The organism is Algoriphagus hitonicola, assembly GCF_900113375.1.
GTDB lineage: Bacteria > Bacteroidota > Bacteroidia > Cytophagales > Cyclobacteriaceae > Algoriphagus > Algoriphagus hitonicola.
The window spans coordinates 1-25,517 of sequence record NZ_FOPC01000005.1; the positions used below are offsets into that span (position 1 = coordinate 1).

The following is a 25,517-nucleotide window of genomic DNA, read 5'->3' on the forward strand; positions in this document are numbered from 1 at the left end:
TAAAGGCAGCAATGTCATAGCCGAGCAGTACTAATTGCCCGAAAACTTACCGTAACGCTGTTGCAGTTTCTACAAGATATGTTAAAAGAACAGACACAAGATATTGGATTTAAGACGTTGGACAAGACAGACCGGTGGTCATGAAACTTGATACTAACTACTTGAGTCTTCCAATTTAGGCGGCCCAGCGCAGGGGTCCCACCTCTTCCCATCCCGAACAGAGAAGTTAAGCCCTGCCGCGCCGATGGTACTGGGGTTACACCCGGGAGAGTAGGTCGCCGCCACATTATTCCAAGCCCCCTCAGAAATGACGGGGCTTTTGTGTTTTGAATCCAAGACAAGGGGATTACACCCCGGGACCGTGGAGCCTGTCCCAACGTTCGGGGTCGCCGCCACATCATTCCAAACTTCAGTAAAATTGATGGGGCATTTTTGTTTTGGGCCTATTCCAGGATAAGCATTACCAGACAAACGCTTGCCGCTGGATAGTTCCTAAAGCATGCCTAACTCAAGGCGTCAATAATTTTTTCCTAAAAACCTGACTTTTATCAGTTTTCCTACTGGATTTAGTCACACTCTCAGAAAAAGCTTCGCGGTAGTTTTGAATCAAAATAACTGCCATGGAGATCAAAACCTCATACGCTTCTAAATTTCATCTACCGGAAGAAATTCTGAAGGAGTATAATTGTCCTCAACTCAGCGCTGACTTTTCTCCCTCGGATTATGAAAGGCAATTTTGTGAACCATCTGAAAGTCCTTCTCTGATAAGTGTTGACTTATATAAGGTGCTGGATTGGTTGCATGGAAGTGATCTGCCTAAACCCTTAGAAAAAGAAGTATGTGAAATCCCGGTTTTACTTTATGTTTCTGATTTTTCTACCAAACACCTTCTTTTTCATTATGATGGGACACCTGAGTCTGCGCATTTGATCAAAAAATTCATCGAACTTTTCTCAGACCTAATTCAGCAGAGTAAAGCCACCATCATTTCTCCAAGCTTTATCCCAAAATCCAAAATCCGGGAGGAGCAGGAAATCATCCAACTTGTCTCTCAGACCACTCAGGAAACCAGTTTTATTAAGTTTAATTTCACTAGGATTGGAGATTTTTGGTCCTACGCCGTGAAGCACAATTGCACCCTTTTGGTGACCACTAAAAACTACCAGGCAGATTTGGCAAAAGTCCTTTTTCATTTTTATAAGGGAAAGATGTGGAGCTCTAAGCTTTCCTTCTATCTCTCAGTTTAATTTTCCCTCAATATGATTTTCATCATGTTTTTCACGCGTTTTATACACTAATTTTAAAAAAAGGAAACCTTATGCCTTCTACAATTCAAAAATCCGAACTCAAATGTTACCACTGCGGTGAGCAGTGCGAGCATGGCAGTTTGGCTATAGAGGATAAAGTTTTTTGCTGTCAAGGGTGTAAGCTGGTTTATGAGGTATTGGCTGAAAATGATCTTTGTACCTATTATGATCTGGAATCTTTTCCTGGCGAAAGCCAAAAAACCAAACCGTCTAGGAGTAATCGCTTTGATTATTTAGAAGACCAAAGTACCGCAGATCAACTCTTGGATTTCAAAAATGAAACCGAAAGCCATGTCACTTTTTATATTCCCTTGATTCACTGTGCTTCGTGCATCTGGCTCCTTGAAAATCTCTATCAAGTGCATCAAGGGATTAGTTTTAGTAGGGTTGATTTTATCAAAAAGAAAGTGCAGATCAAGTTTTTAAATGATAAAATAAGTCTCAAAGAACTTGTGAGCTTGCTTTCGATGATAGGGTATGAACCTAAAATCAGCCTAGCAGCTATTGACCAAAAAAATAAATCAGCCGTAGACCGCCGAACTGTGAAGCGGCTGGCTGTCGCAGGCTTCTGCTTTGGAAATATGATGCTGTTTAGCATTCCTGAATATTTCTCCGAAGCTGAGTTGATCGCTGAAAACTTCCGAGGACTATTCAATTATTTGAATGTGATTTTGGCTCTGCCAGTGGTTCTTTATTCGGCTAGTGATTATTATTTATCAGCTTGGAATGCGATCAAGCAGCGGCGAATTAATATGGATGTGCCCATTGTATTGGGGATCATCGCCTTATTTTTTTATTCCCTATGGGAAATATTTGCACTAGGAAATGCCGGATATATGGATAGTCTCGGCGGGCTTTTGTTTTTTCTCCTTCTCGGAAAAGTATATCAGCAAAAAACATTTGCCACGCTGGAATTTGATCGAGACTACAAATCCTATTTTCCGATAGCCGTGACCAGACTGGTCAAAGACAAAGAAGAAGTCATACCGGTGACCAAGCTGGAAGTGGGAGATTTGATTTTAGTACGTGATGAAGAATTGATTCCTGCTGATTCTCTCCTGATCAGTTCATCTGCCAATATCGATTACAGTTTTGTAACGGGTGAAGAAATACCCATTCCCAAAAAGAAAGGTGAACTGATTTACGCCGGGGGCAGACAAAAAGGAGATGCTGTGATACTAACAATCCAAAAATCACCATCTCAGGGCTATTTGACAGATCTCTGGAATAATGAGGCATTTGAAAAAGGGAAAGAAAAACTCCTTGAACCTTTATCTAACCGGATTTCGGGTATTTTCACTTGGACTGTTTTGATCATAGCATTTGGGGCCTTTGGGTTTTGGGCGGGGTATGATCTTCCTCTGGCTGTAAAGGCATTTACTTCGGTATTGATCGTAGCCTGTCCCTGTGCCTTGGCCATGTCGACTCCTTTTACCTTGGGAAATACGCTACGCATTTTCGGAAAAGGGAAATTTTACTTAAAAAACGCCAGTGTGGTGGAGCGGATGGCGCTGATTGATACGGTCGTTTTTGACAAAACAGGAACACTAACAGATCCCAAAAGAGCAAAAGTCAATTACAATGGCGAATCATTATCAGATGAAACTAAATCGATACTAAAATCAATGGTATCCCGATCCAGTCATCCCTTAAGTCATCGCATTAACTACTGGTTAGGTGAAATTCCATCGTTAAGTTTGGATGGAATCGAGGAACTAAAGGGAAAGGGAATTCAGGCGTATTACAAAGGTCAATTAATCAGATTGGGATCGGCAGACTTTACGGGATTCGTTTCCAATCAAGTCCTGGAAACTGGCAACTATGTTTATTTGGCAATCGAAGAATCTGAAATTGGATATTTCCATATTCAATCCGGATTGAGGGCGGAGGCTGATCAGGTGGTAAAATCGCTCAACCCAGCTTACGAATTGCATTTGCTTTCAGGAGATCATCCTCATGAGCAAGCTTCATTAAAAGAGAAGCTTGGACACTCAATCCATTTTAATTTTCTCCAAAGTCCAAGTGACAAGCTTGAATATTTGGGAAAATTGAATCAATCTGGCCTTCAGACAATGATGGTGGGTGATGGCTTAAATGATGCTGGAGCCCTTCAGAAGAGTGCAGTCGGAATTGCTGTAACCGACACAGTAACTCATTTTTCTCCTGCCAGCGATGCGATATTGGATGCTACAGCTTTTCATCAGATTCCAAATTTCCTTGCATTTGCCAAGGAAAACAGAAAAATCATTAAAGCAAGTTTTGGTCTGAGCTTTTTATACAATGTAGTCGGTGTTTCCCTAGCGGTGCAAGGGATATTAAGTCCTGTGATTTGTGCAGTTTTGATGCCTTTGAGTAGTATTTCAGTGGTGGTATTTACCACCTTAGCTACCAATGCGGTTGCTTGGAAACGTGGATTATTAAACCCAAAAAGTATTTGATATGGAAGTTATCTTTCTATTGATAGCCGTCAGTTTAGTATTAGCCATTACTTTTCTAGTCCTTTTTTTCAGGGCTATGAAGGATGGACAATTCGACGACGACTACACCCCATCCGTTAGGATTTTATTCGATAATCATAAAAAAACAACAAAAAAAGATCAACCATCAAAACCTAAGTCCTATGAATGATACGATACTGGAGAGGTTCCATTATGACAATAAGATAGTCAAGTATTTTGGAGCAGCGACGATTATCTGGGGCCTAATTGGGATGCTGGTAGGGGTTTTGGCCGCTACACAGCTATTTCTTCCGGAGGCCAATTTGGGCAATCCCTACACTACTTTTGGTAGGATCAGGCCCTTGCATACCAACGCCGTCATTTTCGCTTTCGTTGGGAATGCGATTTTTGCGGGGGTATATTATTCCATGCCGAGATTGCTTAAAACTCCCATGTGGAATGAAACCCTGAGCTGGTTTCATTTCTGGGGCTGGCAACTAATTATAGTAGCAGCTGCCATTACGTTGCCTCTCGGACTGACTACCTCAAAGGAATATGCTGAACTGGAATGGCCAATTGACATCGCGATTGCGATAGTTTGGGTGGCCTTTGGGGCCAATATGATTGGTACCCTCATCAAGCGGAGAGAGCGTCATATGTATGTGGCTATTTGGTTTTACCTCGCCTCATTTGTGACGGTTGCCGTTTTGCATATTTTCAACTCTTTTGAGCTTCCGGTTAATTTTTGGAAAAGTTATTCAGCGTATGCCGGGGTACAGGATGCCCTTGTACAGTGGTGGTACGGACACAATGCTGTGGCATTCTTTCTGACTACTCCATTCTTGGGATTGATGTATTATTTCCTTCCAAAGGCTGCGAATAGACCCGTTTATTCATACAAGCTATCCATTGTCCACTTCTGGTCCTTGATCTTCATTTATATGTGGGCAGGACCGCATCACCTGCTTTATACAGCACTACCCGAGTGGGCTCAGGTGTTGGGTACGGCATTTTCGGTAATGCTGATTGCTCCCTCTTGGGGAGGTATGGTTAATGGATTATTGACTTTGAGAGGGGCCTGGGATCGAGTGAGAGAAGAACCCGTTTTGAAATTCATGGTAGTGGCTATTACGGCATACGGGATGGCGACATTTGAAGGACCAATGCTATCCCTGAAAAATGTCAATGCCATAGCGCATTACACGGACTGGATCGTGGCCCACGTGCATATAGGTGGATTGGGATGGAATGGCTTCCTGACTTTTGGAATGCTGTATTGGATGTGGCCAAGATTATTCAATACTTCTATTTATTCTAAAAAACTTGCAAATACGCACTTCTGGATCGGTACGCTAGGCATTCTTTTCTACGCATTACCTATGTATGTGGCTGCATTTACTCAGTTTTTGATGCTGAGAGAATTTGATGAAATGGGTAGGTTAGCCTACGGCAATTTCCTTCAGACAGTGGTTGAATTGGTTCCCATGTACATGTTACGGGCCTTTGGAGGATTGCTATATCTCAGTGGAGCAGTGATGATGATGTACAATATGTACAAGACTGCCCAAAAAGGAGTATTCCAAAAATATGAGGAAGACCAAGCACCAGCCTTGACCAAAAGCTACAATGCGACTGGTGAATTTTGGCATAGAGCCTGGGAGCGAAAGCCAATATTCTTCACTGTGCTCTCTACAATTGCCATAGCCATCGGTGGAGCGATTGAGATTATTCCTACCATTTTGATCAAGTCAAATGTGCCGACTATTTCTTCGGTGAAGCCCTATACTCCACTAGAATTGGAAGGAAGGGATCTTTACATTGCCAATGGATGTGTGGGATGTCACTCTCAAATGATCCGTCCATTCCGATTCGAAACCGAGCGATATGGAGAATATTCTAAGGCAGGTGAATTTGTCTACGATAGACCATTCTTGTGGGGCTCCAAGCGAACTGGTCCAGATTTGCATCGGATCGGAGGCAAATATCCCGATTCCTGGCATTATTTCCACATGGAAGATCCAAGAAGTATGTCACCGGGATCTTTGATGCCGCCTTACCCGTGGATGACAACCAATCTGATGGATTATTCTGACCTGCCTGCAAAAATCCGAACGCTTCAAAAGCTAGGGGTACCCTATCCTGAAGGATATGATCAGCAGGCTATGCAAGAACTGGATGAGCAGGCTAATCAAATTGCTGAAAATCTTAAGGAATCGGGTGTAGAGGTCTTGCCTCATACTGAGATAGTGGCTCTGATTGCTTATTTACAGCGATTGGGGACCGATATTAAAACTTCAGCATCTAATTAAACATCAGAAATCATGTATAAAGAAGTCTTAAGATCAATCGAAAATATAGAAATCTACCCGATTATTTCACTTCTCATCTTTGTGCTGTTTTTCCTCGGCGTATTTATTTGGGTGAAAACAATGCCTAAAGATCTGGTAGATCATTTGAAGTCTTTGCCAATGGAAAAAGACGAGGACCAAAACAAAGAACAGCCATGAAAAAGCTATTGACCCTCATGTTGATATTGAGTTCCATTTCGGCCAATGCCGCCTGGGCTCAAAGCGAGTCATCTACTTGGTATACTGATCTCCAAGCGATGGATTCCGGACAGTTGACCCTTCTGATCATTTTGGCAATTGTATTGGGAGTGATCCTTTTACTGTTGATTTTGATGGTTTATCTCATGTCTTTTATGAAGGCTATTATTCGTAAAGAAAGCCCCGAAAAGGTTCAGCAAGCGAGCTGGTGGGATAAATTCAAAGAGCGGTTTGTAACTGGAAAAATGGATGAGGCAGGGGGATTGGCTGAGCGCAAAAAAATGATGGCCGATCACTCCTACGACGGAATTACCGAATTGGATAATTTTATGCCGCCCTGGCTTCAGTGGGTGTTTACTTTATCGACTGTCTTCGCAATCATCTATTTTGTCCACTATTCTGTACTGGGTACAGGAAAAACAGGAATAGAGGAATATGAGGAAGAGTTACGTGTAGAAGCGATTGCTGCTGAGCAGAGACAAGAAAATATGGCCTCGTCCATAGATGAAGATAATGTAGCCTTTGACAGTTCGGAAGAAGCTTTCAGTGTAGGGAAATCCATCTTTGAGGTGAATTGCGCTGCCTGTCATGCCAATGATGGAGGGGGAGGAGTCGGCCCTAATTTGACCGATGAATACTGGATCCATGGTGGCTCGATCAGTGATATTTTCTCTGTGATCAAATACGGTGTAGTCAGCAAAGGGATGGTTCCATGGGAGGATCAACTAACCCCGCTGGAGATCCAGCAGGTATCCAGCTATATTATGACTTTGGAGGGTACTACTCCTGCTAATCCTAAAGAACCTCAGGGTGAGATTTATTCTCCAGAGGAAAATTCCTCCGAAGCTGAGGAAGTGACAGAAGGCACAAGCGGGGCTGTCAGTTTATAATAAATTTATGACGTCGGGAGACCAATCCCGACGTCCTAACCCTAGTCAGAAATGGCCAAGAACAATCCACATTTAAACCCGGATGCTTTCAGGGATGCATTAGCGACTGTCAAAGAGGACGGAAAGCGGAATTGGGTATATCCCAAAAAAGTTAAAGGGTTCTTTTATCGATATAGAACCTATCTTTCTTGGATATTATTGGCCATTTTATTTGCTGGACCCTTTATTCAAGTGGACGGCAGACCATGGCTTTTATTCAATATTTTTGAACGAAAGTTTATCATATTTGGAGCTGTTTTCTGGCCACAAGACACCCATTTGTTGATATTCCTACTGCTCATCTTTTTTGTTTTTATAATTCTGTTTACGGTGGTTTTTGGTAGGATTTGGTGCGGGTGGGCCTGTCCACAGACTCTTTTTATGGAAATGGTTTTCCGTAAAATAGAATACCTGATCGAGGGAGATGCCAATCAACAGCGAAAACTTAATGAGGCTCCTTGGGATGGGAATAAAATCCTCAAAAAAGGGATAAAACTGAGCGTTTTTGCCATGATTTCTCTAGCAATAGGTCATTTGGTAATGGCATACCTCATCGGAATAGATCAAGTAGCAGAAATTGTATCGAAACCGCCTGCTGAGAACCTTGCCGGTTTTATCGGATTAGTTGCCTTCTCGGGAATTTTCATGTTTGTCTTCACGTGGTTTAGAGAGCAGGCTTGTATTGTAGTCTGTCCTTATGGTCGATTGCAGGGTGTATTGTTGGATAACAACTCCATCAATGTCATGTACGATTATGTCAGAGGAGAACCCCGTGGACCTATTCGGAAAAATGAAAAAGAAGTTTCTTTAAAAGGGGATTGTGTTGACTGTTCGCTATGTGTTCAGGTTTGTCCTACAGGAATCGATATCCGAAATGGGATTCAAATGGAATGTGTGAACTGTACCGCCTGTATTGATGCCTGTGATGAAGTTATGGTTAAGGTAGACCGTCCTAAAGGACTAATCCGATATGCTTCTGAGAATAGTATTAAAGAAGGGGTTCAGAAATTGATTACCAATCGGGTGAAAGCCTATTCTGTGGTTTTGGTTTTATTAATTGCTGCTTTTATTACGTTGATCGCAACTCGCGATGTGTTTGAAGCTACCATCACACGCTCTCCGGGAATGACCTATCAGCTGCGGGATGATCAGACGGTGTCTAATTTGTATCAAATCACCCTGATCAATAAAACCTTTGAACATCAGGAGGTAAATTTAGAGTCGATTGTATCCGGATATCGAGTGGAGAAAGTTGGTGATCAGAATTGGGTTTTGGAGCCGCAGTCAAAAATGGAAGGTAGATTCTTTTTAGTGAAAGATCAGATCTCGGTAGAATTACCGCAGGAAGAAGTATCTCTGTCGCTTACCCATGAAGGAGTAGAAGTCGAAAAAATCAACACGAGCTTTATGGCTCCTGTATACAAAGAAAATTAAACGTTATGGATTGGGGAAAAGGAATAATATTAACCATAATTGGATTCGTTATCGTCGTCATGACAATGGTCGTGATTTCGGTTCGGATGGATGGAATCGAATTGGTCACTGATAACTACTACGAGCAGGAAATCAAATACCAAGACCGGATTGATGAAGAAAAACTGACTTTGGCTTTGGGGAGAGATGTACTGGTTTATGAATCGGATACCAAGTCGGTTATTTTGGATTTGCCGGTAGGTTCCAAGGGAAAACTTAATCTTTTTCGTCCTTCCGAAAGAGCATTGGATCAGGAACTGGCTGTGGAAATTAAGGATGTTGGAAAAAAGGAGGTTTCCATCAAGCATTTGAAACCCGGCTATTGGAGAGTTCAACTTTCTTGGACTGAAAATGGCGAAAATTACTACCAGGAAAAGAAAATATCGCTTTAATGTTACTTTGGACTGCATTTCTGCTCGGATTTCTCGGCTCTTTCCATTGCATTGGAATGTGTGGTCCTATTGCCCTTGCCGTCGGAAACGCCAAAGGGAATACCTATTTGATAAACAAAGTTTTTTATAATCTTGGAAGAAGCGTCACGTATGCGATTTTAGGGTTGGTTATCGGAAGCTTGGGCTTTACCCTATCCCTAGCAGGTTTTCAGCAAGGATTCTCCATTTTGATGGGAATTGTCATTTTAGGACTAGCTATTAGTTATAAAAAATCGGATCAATTCCTTTCACTTCCAATCTTCTCAGGAATAGTCAAATGGATTAAAAGCAGGCTTTCTTTCTTTTTGAAAAAAGGCGGGACTTGGGCTTTTTTTGCTACCGGTTTGGCCAATGGACTTTTGCCTTGTGGAATGGTGTACATGGCCTTAATAGCCGCATTAGGTTTACAGAGCCCACTTCTTGGCGCTACTTATATGTTTTTCTTCGGCTTGGGGACTATTCCTTTGCTATTGGTTTTGATGTATTCGGGAAGTATTATTCCCTTAAAATTGAGATTGAATTTTCAAAAGGCGATTCCTTACGTAGGAGTACTCATCGGATTGATTTTCATCTTTAGAGGTTTGGGATTGGGTATTCCTGGATTAAGTCCCAGCTTGGAAGTGTTTAATTACGGCACCGCCCAATTCGAAATTACCATGTGCCATTGATTTTACCGAAAGTAAAAAGCGCTGGAGTCAATTATGCCTTAAATGACCTTGCTAAACGTAAGCTGCCCTTGGGATTTGTGAATCAGTCTCAGGTCAAACTGCATACAAATCGTTCGGATCAATGCCATGCCCATTTCGGAAACCTGTATGGATTTCCCATTGATTTCTAGGAGATCCTCCGATTGCATCTCCTGCAAGTTTTTCAGATTTTCAATCGGCAGTTGGTCTAGGATCTCAGTAGGAATTTCTGCTTTTCCAGTACAAATCAATCCTAAGATAAGCGCTTTGATTTCGAGATCTTCTTCGCTGAGGATATGTCCTTTTTGTAGGGGCCAATTCCTGTCCAATAGATTGTTTTCGTAAGCGGATATGGATTTTTCATTTTGGCAATAGGCCAGGTAAATATCACTGATACTACTCGCTCCCAGTCCAATCAAAATCCTGGAAGGGGAAGTCGTATAGCCCATAAAATTCCGGTGAAGTGTGCCTTTTGCCTTGGCGACAGATAGAGGATCTTCAGGTTTAGCAAAGTGATCCATACCGATTTCCTCGTAACCCATCTGGATCAGTTTTTCTTTCCCATATTCATAAAGGGCTCGTTTCTGCTGTTCCGAAGGAAGGAAGCTTTCATAACTCCGCTGCGCAGGGAAAGAGCTAGGTACATGGGCGTAGCTATAAAAAGCAATCCGATCCGGTGCAAGTCTCGCCACTTGCTCAAAAGTAGCCTCAAGAGTCTTCAAGGTCTGATGGGGAAGCCCGTAGATCAAATCAAAATTGACTGAATTGTATCCTGTTTTGCGTGCATTAAGCGTGGCTTCTTCTACCTTCTCAACGGGCTGAATTCGATGGATGGCTTTTTGGACAGTCTGATCAAAATCCTGTATTCCATAGCTCACGCGATCAAAGCCCAAATTGGCCAACACTTCTAAATGCTCCAAAGTGGTATTATTGGGATGTCCTTCGAAGCTGAATTCTTTGCTTTGCAGGATTTCGACATCTTTTAAAATATTGCTTAAAAGATAATGCAGTGACTCCGGGCTAAAAAAGGTGGGAGTTCCACCACCTAGGTGGATTCCCGCTAATTTTGGTTTTTCGTCAAATAAAGCAAGATACTTTTTCCATTCTGTCAGCAAAGCCTCGAGATAGGGTGACTCGACTTGATGATTTTTTGTGATTCGTTTATTGCAGCCGCAATAGGTGCAAAGGCTTTCACAAAAAGGGAGATGAAGATAAAGTGTAATTCCCTCTGACTTTCCGTATTGGTGAAATGATTTTTTTACCAATTCTCCCCAATTTTCCGCATTCAGATTATTTTCCCAAAGCGGAACAGTCGGGTAGCTGGTATATCTTGGGGTGGGTTTATTGTATTTTTGAATGAGCGAAGCGGGGAGATTCATAAGAAAGCTTTTGGCAAAAATGGGCTGATAAGAGGTAAAAAATGCTGATCAAGATGAGCTTAAAACCTGATAAAAATCAGGATTGAATCAAAATATCTATTTTATTGATATGCGGAGTTTTGACGGATATACCTCGACTTTCGGCCTTCCTCCTTTTAAATCAAACTGATTCTGAGACATAGAAAAGCCGAGGCCAATCAGTTAATTGATCTATGCAAAGAAGCGGTTATCCATAGTTTGTTTTTCAACAATAAAAAAAGCGTTATTTTCAAGATGATTGAATTCAGATCTATGAACAGTAGTTTTAAGAAAATAGGGTTTTTCAGTGCGCTGATTCTGCCCGTATTGCTGATAGCAGGTTATTATATCGGTGGTTTGGGCATATTTTCTATTCATCTGTTTGTGTTTTTACTTGTCCCGATCATGGATTTTTTGATAGATCGAGATCGAACTAATATTGCTAAAGAAGCGGTGTCTGACGTGGCAAAAGAGCGTTTTTACAGATGGGTGACCTATGGTTGGGTTTATGTCCAAATGGTGGTTTTGTTTTGGGGATTTCATGTGGTCTCATCAGATCTATTGACACCAGTCCAATGGATCGGAATAATCAGTGGCATGGGACTAATCACGGGAGGAATCGGAATTACAGTGGCACATGAGCTCGGGCATAAGAATACGAGATTACAGCAGTTTTATGCCAAAATTCTCCTGATGACAGTTTGCTACATGCATTTTTTTATTGAGCATAATCGGGGACACCATGTTCGAGTGGCGACAATAGAGGATCCGGCGACGAGTCGAGAAGGTGAACATTTCTATGCCTTTTGGCTACGATCTATTCGCGACGGCTATCGAAGCGCCTGGCATTTGGAAGGAAAAAGACTGGAAAAAAAGAGCGAAAGGTTCTGGTCTATTAGAAACCAAATGTTCCCCTTCACCATCCTGCCATTGGTTTTTGTGGGATTGGTTTTTGGTTTTTTTAGTTTATGGCAGGATCGGATAGTTTGGGAAGTTTTACTTCTGTTTTTTGGGCAAAGTCTTGTAGCTATCAGTCTTTTGGAGGCGGTCAATTACCTGGAGCATTATGGTATGGAGCGAAAAAAGCTCCCCAATGGATTTTACGAAAAAGTCACTCCACTTCATTCCTGGAATGCCAGTCAGCGAGTTAGTAATTTTCTCCTTTTTCAGCTTCAGCGTCACTCAGATCATCACGCATTTGCCCACAAACCTTACCAAGTATTGAACCATTACGAGGAAAGCCCACAATTACCCGCGGGTTACTCGGCTATGATTTTGGTAGCTTTTATACCACCTATTTGGTTTGCGATGATGGATCCGAGATTAGAGGCGTGGAAAACCAAATCCCGACTATCAGTCCAATAGGAAGTTGTTGAGAAAACTGCTTTTGAGCATCAACCAAATCAAGAAAAACAAAATCCCCCAAAAAAGGTAAACTCGGTAATAATCCGTGGTTTCCTTATATCGGTTTTCGATGATTTCTGTTTTTTCCAAAGTATCGATTTGATCAAAAATATTCTGTAGGGCATTTCCGTCCGAAGCCCGGAAAAATTCCCCGTTGGATAAATTCGCGATTTCCCTCAGCGTGGTTTCGTCGAGGTAGCTTTCGACCATTTGTGGTCGTCCAAAAAAGTCTGTGCCATAGGGAACCATTCCGTCTTTTCCGACGGCGATTGTGTAGATTTTTATTTCCAGAGCAGAAGCTAATTCAGCTGCAAATAGTGGATCTACATTTCCTGCATTGCTTTCTCCATCACTCAAAAGTATCATCACTTTGGAAGCTGATTCTGCTTCTTTCATCCGATTGGTTCCCGAAGCAATCGCGGAACCGATAGCCGTGCCCTTGGCCTCCATCATGTCAAAGGCTATCTCTCTGATCAATTCTGTCAGGAGCTTGTAATCATTGGTCAGCGGGGCCAAAGAATAGGCTTCACCAGCAAAAACCACCATCCCGATTCGATCTCCCACACGGCCATTTATAAAATCGATGGCTGTATTTTTTGCGGCTTCGAGTCGATTAGGTTTGAAATCCTGCAAATCCATGGATTCTGAGATATCCATGACCAACATGATGTCTATTCCCTCAGTGTATTGTTCGACGCGCTCATTGCTTCGCTGTGGTCTGGCGAGTGCCAAAATTATTAGAGTTAGTGCTAACAGGAATACTCCGGTAGGAATCAGCCTTAGGTAAGTCCAGGGATTATTTCTGGCTATTCGTTTGGGAAGCGAAAGCTCCAATACCGGGTTTTTCAAGAATTTGATAAATTTCCGGATGATCATCAAAAGGGGGACCACCCAGATCAAATTGAGAAGCAGCGGCTTCTCCCATTCGTAAGTGCTGAAGGTCTCCGGTAAAAACCACGACCAGCTAAAAAACTCGGTTAGTTGCTCGATCATGCTTTAATTTGGCTTAATTTTTCCTGATATTTTTTTCGGGCTACCTCCAGAAGGTATGCATTGGCCTCTTGATATTCTCCTGTTTTTCCGGCATAAATAAGGATTTCTACGACACGCAGGGAGCTGAAGACTTTCGGGTCATTTAGGTTTTTACCGATTTCACTTGCGGTCCATTCCTTGATCGGTAAGGAAGTAATGTGCTCTAGGTAGCCTTTCCATAGCCCGAGCAATTCATCGCCTGCCTGAGTGGTTTTTTGATCTTCAAGTTTTTGGGTGGACAGGTTCCATTGTTTTTCAAATCGTGCCCATTGTCGCTTCGTGTTTCGCTCGGCCCAAAGTAACCTAATCCGATCGGCAAACAACCAATAGAGCAATCCAAGAATGAAAACGAATATTAATGCCCCGATACCCAAAAGAATCCAATTCCATCCTTTTTCGATGGATTGATAGACATTATTTTCTTTAAAAACCAATTGCTCCGGAATACTATCCAGCGTCAATTTCAGCTTAAGCTCGGCTTCTAATGGAAAATGAGCAATACTGTCATATCGATTCAGTTCATAGACTGGCAATGTCAGATAACTGCTTGGTTCCAAGGAAAAATTGGAAAGAAAATAAACCGTGCTGTCCTGCGTGATACTATCCGTGGTAGAAGAGATGTAGGTCTTTTTTTCCAACAAGACAAAGGGCTCAAAATCAAATGTAGAATCGGGAAATATGAGTTGCTTATCTTGTGGATAGGTGGCCTTCAGCACATATCCTACCCGCTCGCCAAGCTTAGCCGAATCCTGCATAAAATACCCATCAATGCTCACATCTTGCTGGGCAAAAAGCGATGATACTGGAAGTAGCGCAAAAATGAAAAGCCAGAATTTACCCACGTTTCATGCTTTTGTTTCGGTACTTGAATAATTCGATCAGCGGTAGCACGATATCCTGAGTGGTATCGATGGCTAGGTAGTTAATTTGATTCTTTTTGCAAAGTTCTTTCAACCGATCCCGCTCTGTGGTAAAGGTATCGGCTATTTTTTTAGAAAAGCTTCCAAATGCCGTATTGACCCAGGTAGTTTTGCCTTTTTCTTTATCGTAAACAGGAATGATTCCCAAAGCCGGGAGGGCTGATTCACGAGGATCAGTCAGTTGAATAGCCACCAAATCATGTCGCTCTGCCAAAGCCCGGAAGGGTCGCTCGTATCCTTCGTCTATAAAATCAGAAATCACAATGATAATACTTCGTTTTTTAATCAGATTCAATGCAAAAGTAAACATGGCATTCAAATCCGTCTTCAGGGAATTATTTTGATGGTCAAATATCCCACGGATCATTTTGATGCCCTGCTTGCCACCCTTTGCCGGAAGAATAATTTTCTCTTTTTGGTCTGAAAAAATAACTAACCCTACTTGACTTCCCTCAAATATTGCGGCAAGAGTCAGTACCCCGCTGATTATTTTTCCCTGATCTATTTTTTTATTTCCTGCCTGACCGATGTCCTGACTCCCGGAGATATCCAGTAAAAAATAAACTGACTGATCTTTATCCTCTCTGAAGGTTTTGACAAATGTGCCGTGGCCTTTGGCAGAAACTTTCCATTCGATGGTCCGTACATCATCACCGTATTGATAGGGTCTGAGATCGTCAAATTCAAGCCCGGACCCTTTGAAAATTGATTGGTACTCTCCCTGCAAGTGGTTATTGGCCACTTTCCGGATCATTATTTCATATTTGCGGAGCTTACTAAAGAGCTGATTCATCCTTGGGTGATTTGAACAGCCTAAGTTATGGTACTGCGAGCAATTATAAAATTTCCCTTACAGGAAGGGTAAGAAGATTATCCGTTAAAAAAACCTAATTTTGTACTGTGAAAAACTATTTAGCTCTAGTCGTCTCGATCTTTTGCCTGATTTCATGTAGTGAAAAAGAGTCTGTGGAGGATGTGCTTCCCGAAGACCAAATGGTAAGTGTCTTGGTGGATATTCACCTGACCGAAGGCATAGCCAGCGCCATGCCCATCCCCTATGATTCTTCGCAGACCCTCTATAAATTAATGGAAAGGGATGTTTTTTTGAAACATGATGTATCAGATTCGGTTTTCAACGAAAGTATGAGATACTACCTCCAATATCCCGACCAGATGGACAGGATTTATGCACGTGTAATTGATTCCTTGGTCGTTCGTGAGACCAAGCCAGAAAGCGAAGAAAAACGCTAATGTTATATCCAAAAAATCTCGAGCAAAAAATAAATTTTCAGAAGATCAAAGACCTGCTCAAAGAAGAATGTACTTCTGCTTTGGGAATGGACTATGTCGATAAAATTGCTTTTTCTTCTGACCCTCGACTCGTTCAGAAACTCCTGGACCAGACGGATGAATTTCTTCAGATAATCATTTCAGGAGAATTTTTTCCCAGTTCCAACTTTACCAATTTGAATCCATTTCTGGAAAAGGCCAAACTGGAAGGCGCTTTTTTGGACCAAGACGAATTCCATGAAATCAAACTTTCCCTCCAAACTCTTCAGGCTTGCCTGAAATTTTTTGCCAAAAATGGAGAAAACTATCCAGCTCTGAGTCAGCTTTTGGGATTGGTGATGGAGTTGGACATGGGCTTACTCAAGGCTATCGAATTGATTATCGATGAAAAAGGGAAAATCCGGAGTAATGCCAGCAAGGAACTTCAGCTGATCCGCAATCAGATTCTGTACGAAGAAGGAAGACTCCGAAAGGTGATGGATCGGGTTTTCAAGGAGGCCAGGGCAAAAGGATTGACTCCGGAGGATGCAGCGATCACGATTCGGTCGGGGCGTTTGGTCATCCCGGTGGCAGCTGAAAACAAACGAAAATTACGGGGATTTATCCATGATGAATCTGCGACAGGCCAAACGGTGTACATGGAGCCTGAAGAAGCGCTGGATATCAATAATGAGATTCGGGATTTGGAATATATGGAGCGTCGGGAAATCATCAAGATTCTCACGCAGCTCACGGATAGGCTTCGGCCATCCATTCCTTTGCTTCGAAAAGCCACCAATTTTCTGGGGTTGATTGACTTCATTCGGGCCAAAGCCAAATTTGCGCAAAAAACAGAAAGCACCAAGCCTGTATTGGTGCGAGAGCGCACGATTTCTTGGATGAATGCTAGGCATCCACTATTGGAGTTGGCACTGAAATCTCAGGGGAAAAAAGTCGTTCCCTTGTCAATAGAACTAGGAGGGCAGGATCGTCTTTTGGTAATTTCCGGTCCTAATGCAGGCGGAAAATCCGTCACGCTGAAAACCGTAGCTCTCCTTCAATACATGCTGCAATGCGGAATTTTGATTCCGGTTCATCCAGACTCTAAAAGTTCGCTTTTTGACCATTTCTTTATCGATATTGGAGATGAGCAAAACCTGGAAAATGATTTGAGTACTTACTCATCCCACTTGATGAGCATGAAGTATTTCACCCAATTCGCCAATAAAAAGACCTTACTTTTTATCGATGAATTTGGGACAGGGACGGAACCTCAGTTTGGAGGAGCGATTGCCGAGTCGATTTTGCTTTCCTTAAACAAAGCCGGTGCTTTTGGCGTGGTGACCACACACTATGGTAATCTCAAGCAGGTAGCCAGTAAAAATCAAGGCTTGGTCAACGGCGCGATGCGCTATGACGTAGAAAAGCTGGAGCCACTTTATCAATTAGAAATCGGCAAGCCCGGATCGTCTTTTGCTTTGGAGATTGCATCAAAAATTGGGGTTTCGAAAGAAATTTTGGATTATGCAAAAGCCCAAATTGGAGAAGATCGGGTGCGATACGATCGCTTGCTGACCAAGCTCGAAAATGAGAAAAATCAATATGCTGAGCTACTCCAAGAAGTCAAGCAGAAAGAAAAACTGCTCAAGACTCGGTTGACAGAATACAATGAATTGAAAGAGACTCTGGATCAGACCAAAAAGCGCTATATCCAAGAAGCTAAATTGGAGGCAAAGCGGATTTTGGATGAGACTAATAAGAAAATCGAAAAAACGATCCGGGAAATCAGAGAAGGAAAAGCTGAAAAAGAGAAAACTATTCAACTCAGAAAGGAACTTGAAGTCTTTAAAGAGGAGGTAAAGCCTGAGAAAAATGTGATAAAAGATCCGGAAGTTAAGGTTTTGGGTGGGAAAATCGAAGTTGGTGACTGGGTCAGATTGAAGGATAATGGAGCGATTGCTCAGGTTTTGCAACTCAAAGCCAAAGAAGCGGATATTTCCATCGGAGAATTAAAGTCGACCGTGAAACTTACCCGGCTGGAAAAAATATCCAATACTCAGTTGAAAAAAGAGCAAAAATCAGTAGCTCTTCGGTCAGGATTTAGCACCACTCAAAAAATGATGGATTTTTCTCCTAATCTAGATTTGAGGGGAAAAAGGGGGGAGGAGATATTGCCTTTAGTCCAAAATTTTATTGATGAAGGGAATATGCTCGGTGTCAAGGATCTTCGGATTGTTCACGGTAAAGGAGATGGGATTTTGAGGGAAATCACCCGAAATTTGCTGCGGACCATGCCTCCCGTTCGAAAGATGGAAGATGAACATGCGGACCGGGGTGGCGCGGGAGTTACCTTGGTGACCTTAAAATAAAAATGGGAAGCTTTAAACTTCCCATTCAATTTTTTATATCTCAAGTCGGATTATTTTTTACCGAGATTAAAAACATAATCTCCGGCGACTGCGAAACTTTCTCCCATTCTGGCTTCAGGTGCCGGAATGCTAAACTCCAACCTTAAATCATCTCCATTGACGGTAAACGAAATCTCTCTTCCTGCAGCAGGTCGAGTACCTGTCAGACTGAATTTATCAAAATTGGTCCCTGCAAAACTCCAATTCCCCGAATTATCAAAAAGATCATTGTTGTTACGAGTCGTGTAAGTTTGAGAAGAACCGGAGTTGAGGATAATCTCAAAACCTTCATAAAGATCGGTAACATCCGTCCCACCTCTAGTTACTGAGCCTCCATTAGAAATCTCCCAAGTTTGGGAGCCCGAACCGGTTAGCGCTTCTATGGCGATTTCTTCCTCGGTCTGCTGAGGTGGAGGTGGAGTGGGATCTCCTCCACAGGCAAAAGAACCAACTAAGATGAAGGCCAATAGGCTTAATTTAAACAATGAAACTTTCATATTTTTACTTTTATAGGCTATAAAATTAACGATAAGGACGGAAGATCAAAGTCTTGTTTCATTTATAATCTTCCAAAGTGATCTTTTGTTGACAAAATTCAAATTCTCTCGGCTCGTTGGAGCAAATGATTAATATTTGATCTTTGGTAAACCGCTGAATCATTTCTTGATACCAAGCGATCCCGGTTTTATCCAGATTGGAGGTAGGCTCATCCAAAAAGACCACTTCTGATTCAGAAAATAGCGCCAATCCCAACTTTAATCGCTGTTTCATCCCGGAGGAAAAGAGAGCGATTTGCTTTTCAATATGCCGATCCAAATATAGGAGTTCGGGGATATCGCTAAGCTGAATACTTGATTTTTGGTTTTTGAATTTGAAATGAAACTGAATCAGCTCTCTTAAACTCAGCTCTTCCGGCAATTCCATATACGGTGCCGCAAGCGTCAGTCTGGAAAACCAATCCGAGTCCGGAATTTGACCATTGGAATCCACGTATCGGATTTGTCCCGATGTCAAGGGAATGGCTCCTGCGATACATTTGAGCAAGGTGGATTTTCCGGATCCATTGCTGCCTGTAATCGCCAAAGAATGCCCTGATACTAATTCAAGGTTGAGATTTCTAAAAATCCATTCGTATTGAAATCGCTTGGAAGCTTCTTCTAGATGGATTTTCAACATGCTTAATTGATATAGCCTTTCATGACACCCCGCTCGGATGAACGGATAAAGTTCAGGATTTCATCCCTTTCTTTGGTGGCGGGGAGGTTGACTTCGATTTCTTCAAGGGCTTTGCTGTTGTTAAGGCTATTGAGAAAAAGGTAGCGATACACCTCTTGGATATGAGCAATGGTTTCGCTGGAAAAACCTCTTCTTCTCAACCCAAGCGAATTGACTCCGGCGTAAGAAAGCGGTTCTCGGGCGGCTTTGGTAAACGGTGGGACGTCTTTTCGAACCAAAGAACCTCCGGAAATCATGGAGTGCATTCCTACTTTCACAAACTGGTGAATAGCACTTGACCCGCCGACAATCGCCCAGTCATCTATGGAAACGTGACCTGCGATTTGTACCGAATTAGCGATAATCACATTGCTACCAATCACACAATCATGGGCTACATGGACGTAGGCCATCAAAAGGCAGTTGCTTCCGATCACGGTCGTCTGCTTATCGACTGTGCCTCGGCTAATGGTGACGCATTCTCGAATCGTCGTATTGTCACCGATTACCACGGTGGATTCTTCTCCCTGAAATTTCAGATCTTGTGGAATTCCTGCGATTACTGCACCTGGAAATATTCGGCAGTTTTTGCCTATTCTGGCTCCTGGAAAAATAGTGACATTTGGACCGATCCATGTATTTTCACCGATGATCACATTGTCATGGATCATGGTAAATGGATCAACGGATACGTTTTTGCCAAGCTGTGCGCCCGGATCAATATGTGCTAAAGAGCTAATCATGACTCTTTTCGTGTTATGCTTGCGGTCATCACTGCCTCACAGACTAGGGTATTTCCGACGTAGGCTTCTCCTCGCATTTTTGCGATACCTCTTCGGATTGGAGCCAAAAGCTCGCATTTAAAAATCAAGGTATCTCCGGGAAGAACCATCTTGCGGAATTTACAGCTTTCGATTCCTAAGAAATAGGTCCAATAATTTTCAGGATCATCTACTGTACTCAATACCAAAATACCGCCGGTTTGAGCCATCGCTTCAACTTGCAATACGCCAGGCATAACAGGATTTCCAGGAAAGTGGCCCATAAAAAACGGCTCATTCATCGTCACGTTTTTTACACCAGCCACGACCGTATCGTCCAAATAGATGATCTTATCTATCAACTGAAAAGGGTATCGATGAGGAAGAATATTACTGATTTGATTGATGTCCATGACAGGAGGAAGCTTCGGATCATAATGTGGTATGTGCGAAGCACCTGCTTTTTCCATCGCTCGTTTTAATTTCTTTGCAAAAGCTACATTGGCTGCATGGCCTGGTCTAGCTGCTAAAATCTGAGCTTTCAGTGGTCTTCCGACCAAAGCCAAATCTCCCACTACGTCCAGTAACTTATGTCTTGCGGGTTCATTGCGATAGCGAAGATCCACATTGTTTAGGATACCTTCTTTTTTTACCTCTACGCGTTGCTTGTTAAACATTTTAGCGAGGTTAGCCAATTCTTTTTCCTCTACAACTCGATCGACCACCACAATGGCATTATTTAAATCTCCTCCTTTGATGAGGTTGGAGTTATAGAGCATTTCTAGCTCATGCAAAAAACAAAATGTGCGGCAGGATGCGATTTCGGATTTAAATTGGTCTATATCAGTAATGGAGGCATGCTGACTGCCCAATACCGGGGAATTGTAATCCACCATTACGGTAACCCGATAGTTATCCGTGGGGAGAGCAACCATCTCCACTTCCCGGGAAGGATCTTTATATTGAATGCTTTCTTGTACTTCAAAAAAACGTCTCAGTGCGTTTTGCTCCTCAAGTCCAGCATCCTCCAATACGTCAATGAATTGGATGGAAGACCCATCCATGATGGGAGGTTCTGGTCCGTCGAGCTGAATCAGGACATTGTCAATCTCCATTCCTACGAGTGCAGCAAGGACATGCTCTACGGTATAAACTCTAGCGCCGTTTTGCTCCAAAGTAGTTCCTCTGGAAACATCCACAACCAAATCGCAATCGGCATCTACAGTGGGATTACCTTCCAAATCGATCCGTTGGAATTTGATCCCGTGATTGGGTGGGGCAGGTAAAAAAGTCATATTAGAAATCACTCCGGTGTGGAGACCTACTCCCGATAGTTCGACTTGTTTCTTTATGGTGTGTTGTTTTACTTTCATTTCTTCTTCAGCCTTTTCAAATGCATTGGGGCGCAAAATTAAGGCTTTTTTTCCAGTTCTTTGATTCGATTTTCAAGTCCCTCCAAGTTTTTGAAAATGGTGTAGGACTTTAGGAAGTTTTTCATATCCATGGCCATGTAGCCAAAAAGCGTCTGTCCGGACTTTTTGATGGTTTTACTGATGCCTGTATTGGCTCCTATGGTAGTGTTATCTGCGATTTTGATATGTCCGACGATACCTGCCTTTCCCGCAATGATGCAGTTTTTACCGATTTCGGTCGAACCCGAAATTCCGGTTTGGGCGGCGATTACGGTATTTTCACCGATGATGACATTATGGGCGATTTGAACTTGATTATCGATTTTAGCCCCTCTTTTAATAATCGTAGATCCCATAGTGGCGCAGTCTATCGTGGTATTGGCACCGATACTGACCCAATCTTCCAAGATCACATTTCCGATTTGGGGGATGGTTTTGTAGCTGCCATCTTCCTGAGGAGCAAAGCCAAATCCATCTGAACCAATAACCGCTCCGGGAGAAACTTCACAATTGGATCCGATGACAGTGTCTGCACAGATTTTTGCACCAGCATGAATCACCGTATTGTCTCCGATTTGGACTCGATCACCGACGTGAGCCTGAGGGTGGATTTTTACATTTTCTCCAAGAACACAGTTTTTTCCAATATAGGAAAATGCCCCGCGATATCCATTTTGCCCCATTTTACTACTTTCATCCAGGTATGCAGGCTCTACGACACCGACCAAGGCTGATTTGGTAAACTGTGCATAAGCCTCCAGCAAATGGGTGAATCCCAAATAGGCGTCTTTGACACGTATTAAGTTGGTTTTAAATGATTTGGTAGGTTTGAATCCTTCGGAAATAATCACCGCCGTAGCTTCGGTGGTGTAGAGGTAAGGCTCGTATTTTTCATTGGAAAGGAATGAAATACCGCCTGGCTTTCCCTCTTGGATTTTGTCCAATCGGCTGATTTTAAGTGAAGGATCACCTTCCACGGTTCCGTTTATAAGCGAGGCAATCTGTCCTGTGGTAAATTCCATGGTTTCTCTGATGGATTTAGGAGTTTAAATTTAGGCTTTTGGCCTTACATACATAGTGTTTCTCGACGATTTTACTCATCACTTTAATATTCGGAAGGTCAGCCGCTTGAGCGACGTCGATGACTTTCCCCTTTTTGGTCAAAATATTAATCCGGTCCCGAGTCAGATAGCCGTAGTTACTTACTGTGCCGCTGGAAAAAAAATAGGGTAAATCCGACTCTGGGATTTCCAGTTTTTTCATCGTTTTGGCTCGGATTTCGTCAATTTCTTCAGCGCTTGGTTTTTCATTACTCAGGGTGATCTTAAAAAGATTTCGAGTCAAAAACATCTGTGAAATATTCCTTAAAACATAATCAGGATGCCTTTTCCAGAGTTTGATGGCTCCCCAAATGTCGAAATCGTCTAGCTCCAAAAAGATCTTCAACAATTCGGGATTGCTTTTAAAATCAGCCAAGGAAAGGTCGTGGGACAATAAGTAGTCAAACTCATCCGAAATCATAAAGTTTGTTCCGGATTGTCTGAGGTATTTGGCCCGATGGATTAGATTAATCAGCATTTTCTCGGCGCTGACGGTAGTTTTGTGCAGATAGACTTGCCAATACATCAAGCGACGGGCGCTTAGGAAGTTTTCGATGGAATAAATTCCCTTTTCCTCAATAACCACCTGATCATTTTTAACATCCATCATTTTGATGATGCGGTCCGCACCGATTGTTCCCTCGGATACACCGGTGAAAAAGCAATCCCGCTGCAAATAATCCAAGCGATCGATATCCAACTGACTGGAAACGAGCTGGAAAAAAAACTTCCTATCGTATTGATTCTTAAAGATTCTTAAAGCTAAGCCCAACTTGCCACTAAATTCTTGATTGAGGAGTTCTATGGTAAGAAGTGAAAGTGACTCATGGGGTACGGACTGAAGTAAGCTGTACTCCAGCGCATGCGAAAACGGCCCATGACCTACATCATGAAGTAGAATCGCGATTAGCGAAGCTTCATATTCCTCATCAGTAATGTCGGTACCTTTATTGCGTAGATTATCGAGTGTGATACTCATCAGGTGCATGGCACCGATGGCATGATGAAATCTTGTATGGTGCGCACCCGGATAGACAAAATCAGTCAAACCCAATTGCTTGATTCGGCGTAATCTCTGAAAGTAGGGATGATCGATAATGGCAAAAATCAATTCACTGGGAATAGTGATGAAACCATATACGGGGTCGTTCAGTATTTTCTGGCTTTTCAATGAAGGCCTGTTTTTGTTTACCCAAAAGTAATTATAATTTTAAAAGAAACGGAAACCGAAATGTCCCAAAAATCCAAGATACTCTGGGCAGACGATGAAATCGACCTGCTCAAGCCCCATATTCTTTTTCTAGAACAAAAAGGCTATGAAATTACTACCGTAAACTCAGGTGTAGATGCCATCGAAGAAGTAGAATCCCATCATTTTGATGTGATATTTCTCGACGAAATGATGCCGGGGATGACCGGGTTGGAAACTCTCCAGCAGATCAAGCAAATCAAGCCACAAATCCCTGTAGTGATGATCACCAAAAGTGAAGAAGAACACATCATGAATGATGCGATCGGAGGTAAAATCGCGGATTATCTGATCAAACCTCTTAATCCTAGCCAAATCTGGCTTTCGGTCAAAAAGATCCTACAAAACCGACAATTGATCGAAGAAAAAACCACACTTAATTATCAGCAGGAGTTTATGCAGATCAGTATGGCTTTAGGTGATGCGGTGGATCATGAGGACTGGGCTAGTGTTTATAAAAAACTAGTCTATTGGGAATTGCAGATCGATGATACGGAAAACAAGAGCATGCAGGAAGTGCTCGAAACTCAAAAAGTAGAAGCAAATGCCTCTTTTGCACGATTTATCAAGGAAAACTACCTCGACTGGATGGAAGAGCGGAATCAGGAAAAGCCGCTCCTTTCCCATCAGGTCATGAAGAAAAAAGTTTTTCCCCGGCTCAAAGAGCGGTCTTCGCTGTTTTTTATCGTGATTGATAATCTTCGCTACGATCAATGGGAAGAAATCGAACCCTTGATCGGGACCTATTTTAATATTCAGGAAAAAGAATCCTACTACAGTATCTTGCCGACTACCACTGCCTTTGCCCGAAACGCTCTGTTCAGCGGAATGATGCCTTCGGACATGGCGCGATTTTACCCCAATTTCTGGGAAGATGAGGATTCTGACGAAGGAAAAAATAATTTTGAGCCGGATTGGCTGAAAATCAACTTGGAGAAAAACCGAATCCCTTACAAATTTTCCTACTCCAAAATTATTCAAACCCAGCAAGGCAAGACGGTCTTGGATCAGTTTCATGCCATGATGGGGAATGAGCTCAATGTCCTCGTTTACAATTTTGTGGATATGGTGTCCCATGCCCGGACTGATATGAAAATGATTCGTGAATTGGCACCAGATGAATCGGCTTACCGTTCTTTGACCAAGAGCTGGTTTGAGCACTCCAGTCTATTCGAACTTTTGAAAAAAATCCATCAGGCTGGTGCAGAAGTCATCATCACTACAGACCATGGAACCAAGCGAGTCAACAAGCCTTATCGGATCATCGGGGATAAAAATGTCACGACGAATCTTCGCTACAAGCAGGGGAAAAATTTAAATTTCGAATCGGGAAAGGTATTTGAAATCCGAAAGCCTGAGGATGCCAAGCTTCCAAGACTCAATGTTTCTTCCACTTATGTTTTTGCAGTGGAGGATTATTTCTTTGCCTACCCCAATAATTATAATTATTATGTCAATTACTACAAGGATACTTTTCAGCATGGCGGCGTATCTTTGGAGGAAATGATTGTACCGATCGTGTACCTTACGCCTAAATAGA

Annotated in this window: 23 protein-coding genes and 1 rRNA gene; 14 read left to right on the forward strand and 10 right to left on the reverse strand. The window is 42.4% G+C overall.

Going from position 1 to position 25,517, the window contains the following annotated elements; all coding sequences use genetic code 11:
• Positions 1 to 175 precede the first annotated feature (175 nt).
• From rrf to BM043_RS07935, 10 genes are all read left to right on the forward strand, one after another.
• A 5S ribosomal RNA gene (rrf, locus tag BM043_RS07890) occupies positions 176 to 287 on the forward strand.
• A 333-nt stretch (positions 288 to 620) separates the two neighbouring features.
• Positions 621 to 1,247: a hypothetical protein gene (locus BM043_RS07895; RefSeq protein WP_092790521.1), complete on the forward strand. Its 627-nt coding sequence runs from the start codon at positions 621 to 623 to the stop codon at positions 1,245 to 1,247.
• A 71-nt stretch (positions 1,248 to 1,318) separates the two neighbouring features.
• Entirely contained in the window at positions 1,319 to 3,745 is a 2,427-nt protein-coding gene (locus BM043_RS07900) for a heavy metal translocating P-type ATPase (RefSeq protein WP_092790523.1), read from the forward strand.
• A 1-nt stretch (position 3,746) separates the two neighbouring features.
• A complete protein-coding gene (gene ccoS, locus BM043_RS07905) occupies positions 3,747 to 3,935 on the forward strand; it encodes a cbb3-type cytochrome oxidase assembly protein CcoS (RefSeq protein WP_092790525.1) in 189 nt (62 codons plus the stop codon).
• On the forward strand, positions 3,928 to 6,054 hold the full coding sequence (gene ccoN, locus BM043_RS07910) for a cytochrome-c oxidase, cbb3-type subunit I (protein WP_092790527.1): 2,127 nt from the start codon (positions 3,928 to 3,930) through the stop codon (positions 6,052 to 6,054). Before ccoS ends, ccoN begins: the two co-directional genes overlap by 8 nt.
• A gap of 12 nt (positions 6,055 to 6,066) precedes the next feature.
• Complete coding sequence (locus tag BM043_RS07915) at positions 6,067 to 6,252, forward strand: CcoQ/FixQ family Cbb3-type cytochrome c oxidase assembly chaperone (RefSeq protein WP_092790529.1); 186 nt, start codon at positions 6,067 to 6,069, stop codon at positions 6,250 to 6,252.
• Positions 6,249 to 7,181 carry a cbb3-type cytochrome c oxidase N-terminal domain-containing protein gene (locus BM043_RS07920; RefSeq protein ID WP_092790531.1) on the forward strand — a complete coding sequence of 311 codons (933 nt, stop codon included), beginning with the start codon at positions 6,249 to 6,251 and terminating at the stop codon, positions 7,179 to 7,181. The genes BM043_RS07915 and BM043_RS07920 overlap by 4 nt, the downstream gene beginning before the upstream one ends.
• A gap of 51 nt (positions 7,182 to 7,232) precedes the next feature.
• Positions 7,233 to 8,654 carry a cytochrome c oxidase accessory protein CcoG gene (ccoG, locus tag BM043_RS07925; protein WP_092790533.1) on the forward strand — a complete coding sequence of 474 codons (1,422 nt, stop codon included), beginning with the start codon at positions 7,233 to 7,235 and terminating at the stop codon, positions 8,652 to 8,654.
• Between the two features lie 5 nt (positions 8,655 to 8,659).
• Complete coding sequence (locus BM043_RS07930) at positions 8,660 to 9,085, forward strand: FixH family protein (protein WP_092790534.1); 426 nt, start codon at positions 8,660 to 8,662, stop codon at positions 9,083 to 9,085.
• Positions 9,085 to 9,792: a sulfite exporter TauE/SafE family protein gene (locus BM043_RS07935; RefSeq protein WP_092790536.1), complete on the forward strand. Its 708-nt coding sequence runs from the start codon at positions 9,085 to 9,087 to the stop codon at positions 9,790 to 9,792. Before BM043_RS07930 ends, BM043_RS07935 begins: the two co-directional genes overlap by 1 nt.
• A gap of 38 nt (positions 9,793 to 9,830) precedes the next feature.
• On the opposite strand, the gene hemN is transcribed toward BM043_RS07935, so the two are convergent.
• Positions 9,831 to 11,189 carry an oxygen-independent coproporphyrinogen III oxidase gene (gene hemN / locus BM043_RS07940; protein WP_092790537.1) on the reverse strand — a complete coding sequence of 453 codons (1,359 nt, stop codon included), beginning with the start codon at positions 11,187 to 11,189 and terminating at the stop codon, positions 9,831 to 9,833.
• A 291-nt stretch (positions 11,190 to 11,480) separates the two neighbouring features.
• Here hemN and BM043_RS07945 point away from each other — a divergent pair, with 291 nt between their 5' ends.
• Positions 11,481 to 12,572, forward strand: coding sequence for an alkane 1-monooxygenase (locus tag BM043_RS07945; RefSeq protein WP_092790538.1), 1,092 nt, complete (start codon positions 11,481 to 11,483; stop codon positions 12,570 to 12,572).
• Here BM043_RS07945 and BM043_RS07950 read toward each other — a convergent pair.
• The 3 genes from BM043_RS07950 to BM043_RS07960 are packed head-to-tail and all read right to left on the reverse strand — an operon-like array spanning position 12,561 to position 15,356.
• Positions 12,561 to 13,604: a vWA domain-containing protein gene (locus BM043_RS07950; RefSeq protein ID WP_092790540.1), complete on the reverse strand. Its 1,044-nt coding sequence runs from the start codon at positions 13,602 to 13,604 to the stop codon at positions 12,561 to 12,563. The genes BM043_RS07945 and BM043_RS07950 overlap by 12 nt on opposite strands.
• A complete protein-coding gene (locus BM043_RS07955; RefSeq protein ID WP_092790542.1) occupies positions 13,601 to 14,485 on the reverse strand; it encodes a hypothetical protein in 885 nt (294 codons plus the stop codon). Before BM043_RS07955 ends, BM043_RS07950 begins: the two co-directional genes overlap by 4 nt.
• A complete protein-coding gene (locus BM043_RS07960; RefSeq protein WP_092790543.1) occupies positions 14,478 to 15,356 on the reverse strand; it encodes a DUF58 domain-containing protein in 879 nt (292 codons plus the stop codon). The genes BM043_RS07955 and BM043_RS07960 overlap by 8 nt, the downstream gene beginning before the upstream one ends.
• A gap of 107 nt (positions 15,357 to 15,463) precedes the next feature.
• Between BM043_RS07960 and BM043_RS07965 the strand changes: the two genes are divergently transcribed.
• Together BM043_RS07965 and BM043_RS07970 are read left to right on the forward strand one after the other, a co-directional pair.
• On the forward strand, positions 15,464 to 15,814 hold the full coding sequence (locus BM043_RS07965; protein ID WP_092790545.1) for a DUF4296 domain-containing protein: 351 nt from the start codon (positions 15,464 to 15,466) through the stop codon (positions 15,812 to 15,814).
• Positions 15,814 to 18,201, forward strand: a complete 2,388-nt coding sequence (locus BM043_RS07970) for an endonuclease MutS2 (protein WP_092790546.1) — start codon at positions 15,814 to 15,816, stop codon at positions 18,199 to 18,201. The genes BM043_RS07965 and BM043_RS07970 overlap by 1 nt, the downstream gene beginning before the upstream one ends.
• A gap of 50 nt (positions 18,202 to 18,251) precedes the next feature.
• Here the strand turns inward: BM043_RS07970 and BM043_RS07975 are convergent, their stop codons facing one another.
• Genes BM043_RS07975 through BM043_RS08000 form a run of 6 tightly spaced genes read right to left on the reverse strand, consistent with a single transcriptional unit; the run spans position 18,252 to position 23,899 of the window.
• Positions 18,252 to 18,737 carry a hypothetical protein gene (locus tag BM043_RS07975; RefSeq protein ID WP_092790548.1) on the reverse strand — a complete coding sequence of 162 codons (486 nt, stop codon included), beginning with the start codon at positions 18,735 to 18,737 and terminating at the stop codon, positions 18,252 to 18,254.
• A 58-nt stretch (positions 18,738 to 18,795) separates the two neighbouring features.
• Positions 18,796 to 19,416, reverse strand: a complete 621-nt coding sequence (locus BM043_RS07980) for an ABC transporter ATP-binding protein (protein WP_092790549.1) — start codon at positions 19,414 to 19,416, stop codon at positions 18,796 to 18,798.
• Positions 19,417 to 19,418: 2 nt separating this feature from the next.
• Positions 19,419 to 20,198 carry an acyl-ACP--UDP-N-acetylglucosamine O-acyltransferase gene (gene lpxA / locus BM043_RS07985; protein ID WP_092790551.1) on the reverse strand — a complete coding sequence of 260 codons (780 nt, stop codon included), beginning with the start codon at positions 20,196 to 20,198 and terminating at the stop codon, positions 19,419 to 19,421.
• A complete protein-coding gene (locus BM043_RS07990; protein ID WP_092790552.1) occupies positions 20,195 to 21,589 on the reverse strand; it encodes a bifunctional UDP-3-O-[3-hydroxymyristoyl] N-acetylglucosamine deacetylase/3-hydroxyacyl-ACP dehydratase in 1,395 nt (464 codons plus the stop codon). The genes lpxA and BM043_RS07990 overlap by 4 nt, the downstream gene beginning before the upstream one ends.
• A 38-nt stretch (positions 21,590 to 21,627) precedes the next feature.
• Complete coding sequence (lpxD, locus tag BM043_RS07995; protein ID WP_092790554.1) at positions 21,628 to 22,650, reverse strand: UDP-3-O-(3-hydroxymyristoyl)glucosamine N-acyltransferase; 1,023 nt, start codon at positions 22,648 to 22,650, stop codon at positions 21,628 to 21,630.
• 16 nt (positions 22,651 to 22,666) lie between these two features.
• Entirely contained in the window at positions 22,667 to 23,899 is a 1,233-nt protein-coding gene (locus BM043_RS08000) for an HD domain-containing protein (RefSeq protein WP_092790555.1), read from the reverse strand.
• Positions 23,900 to 23,959: 60 nt separating this feature from the next.
• Between BM043_RS08000 and porX the strand changes: the two genes are divergently transcribed.
• The gene (porX, locus tag BM043_RS08005) at positions 23,960 to 25,516 is read left to right on the forward strand and encodes a T9SS response regulator signal transducer PorX (RefSeq protein WP_092790557.1); all 1,557 of its coding nucleotides are present in this window, start codon (positions 23,960 to 23,962) and stop codon (positions 25,514 to 25,516) included.
• Position 25,517 lies beyond the last annotated feature (1 nt).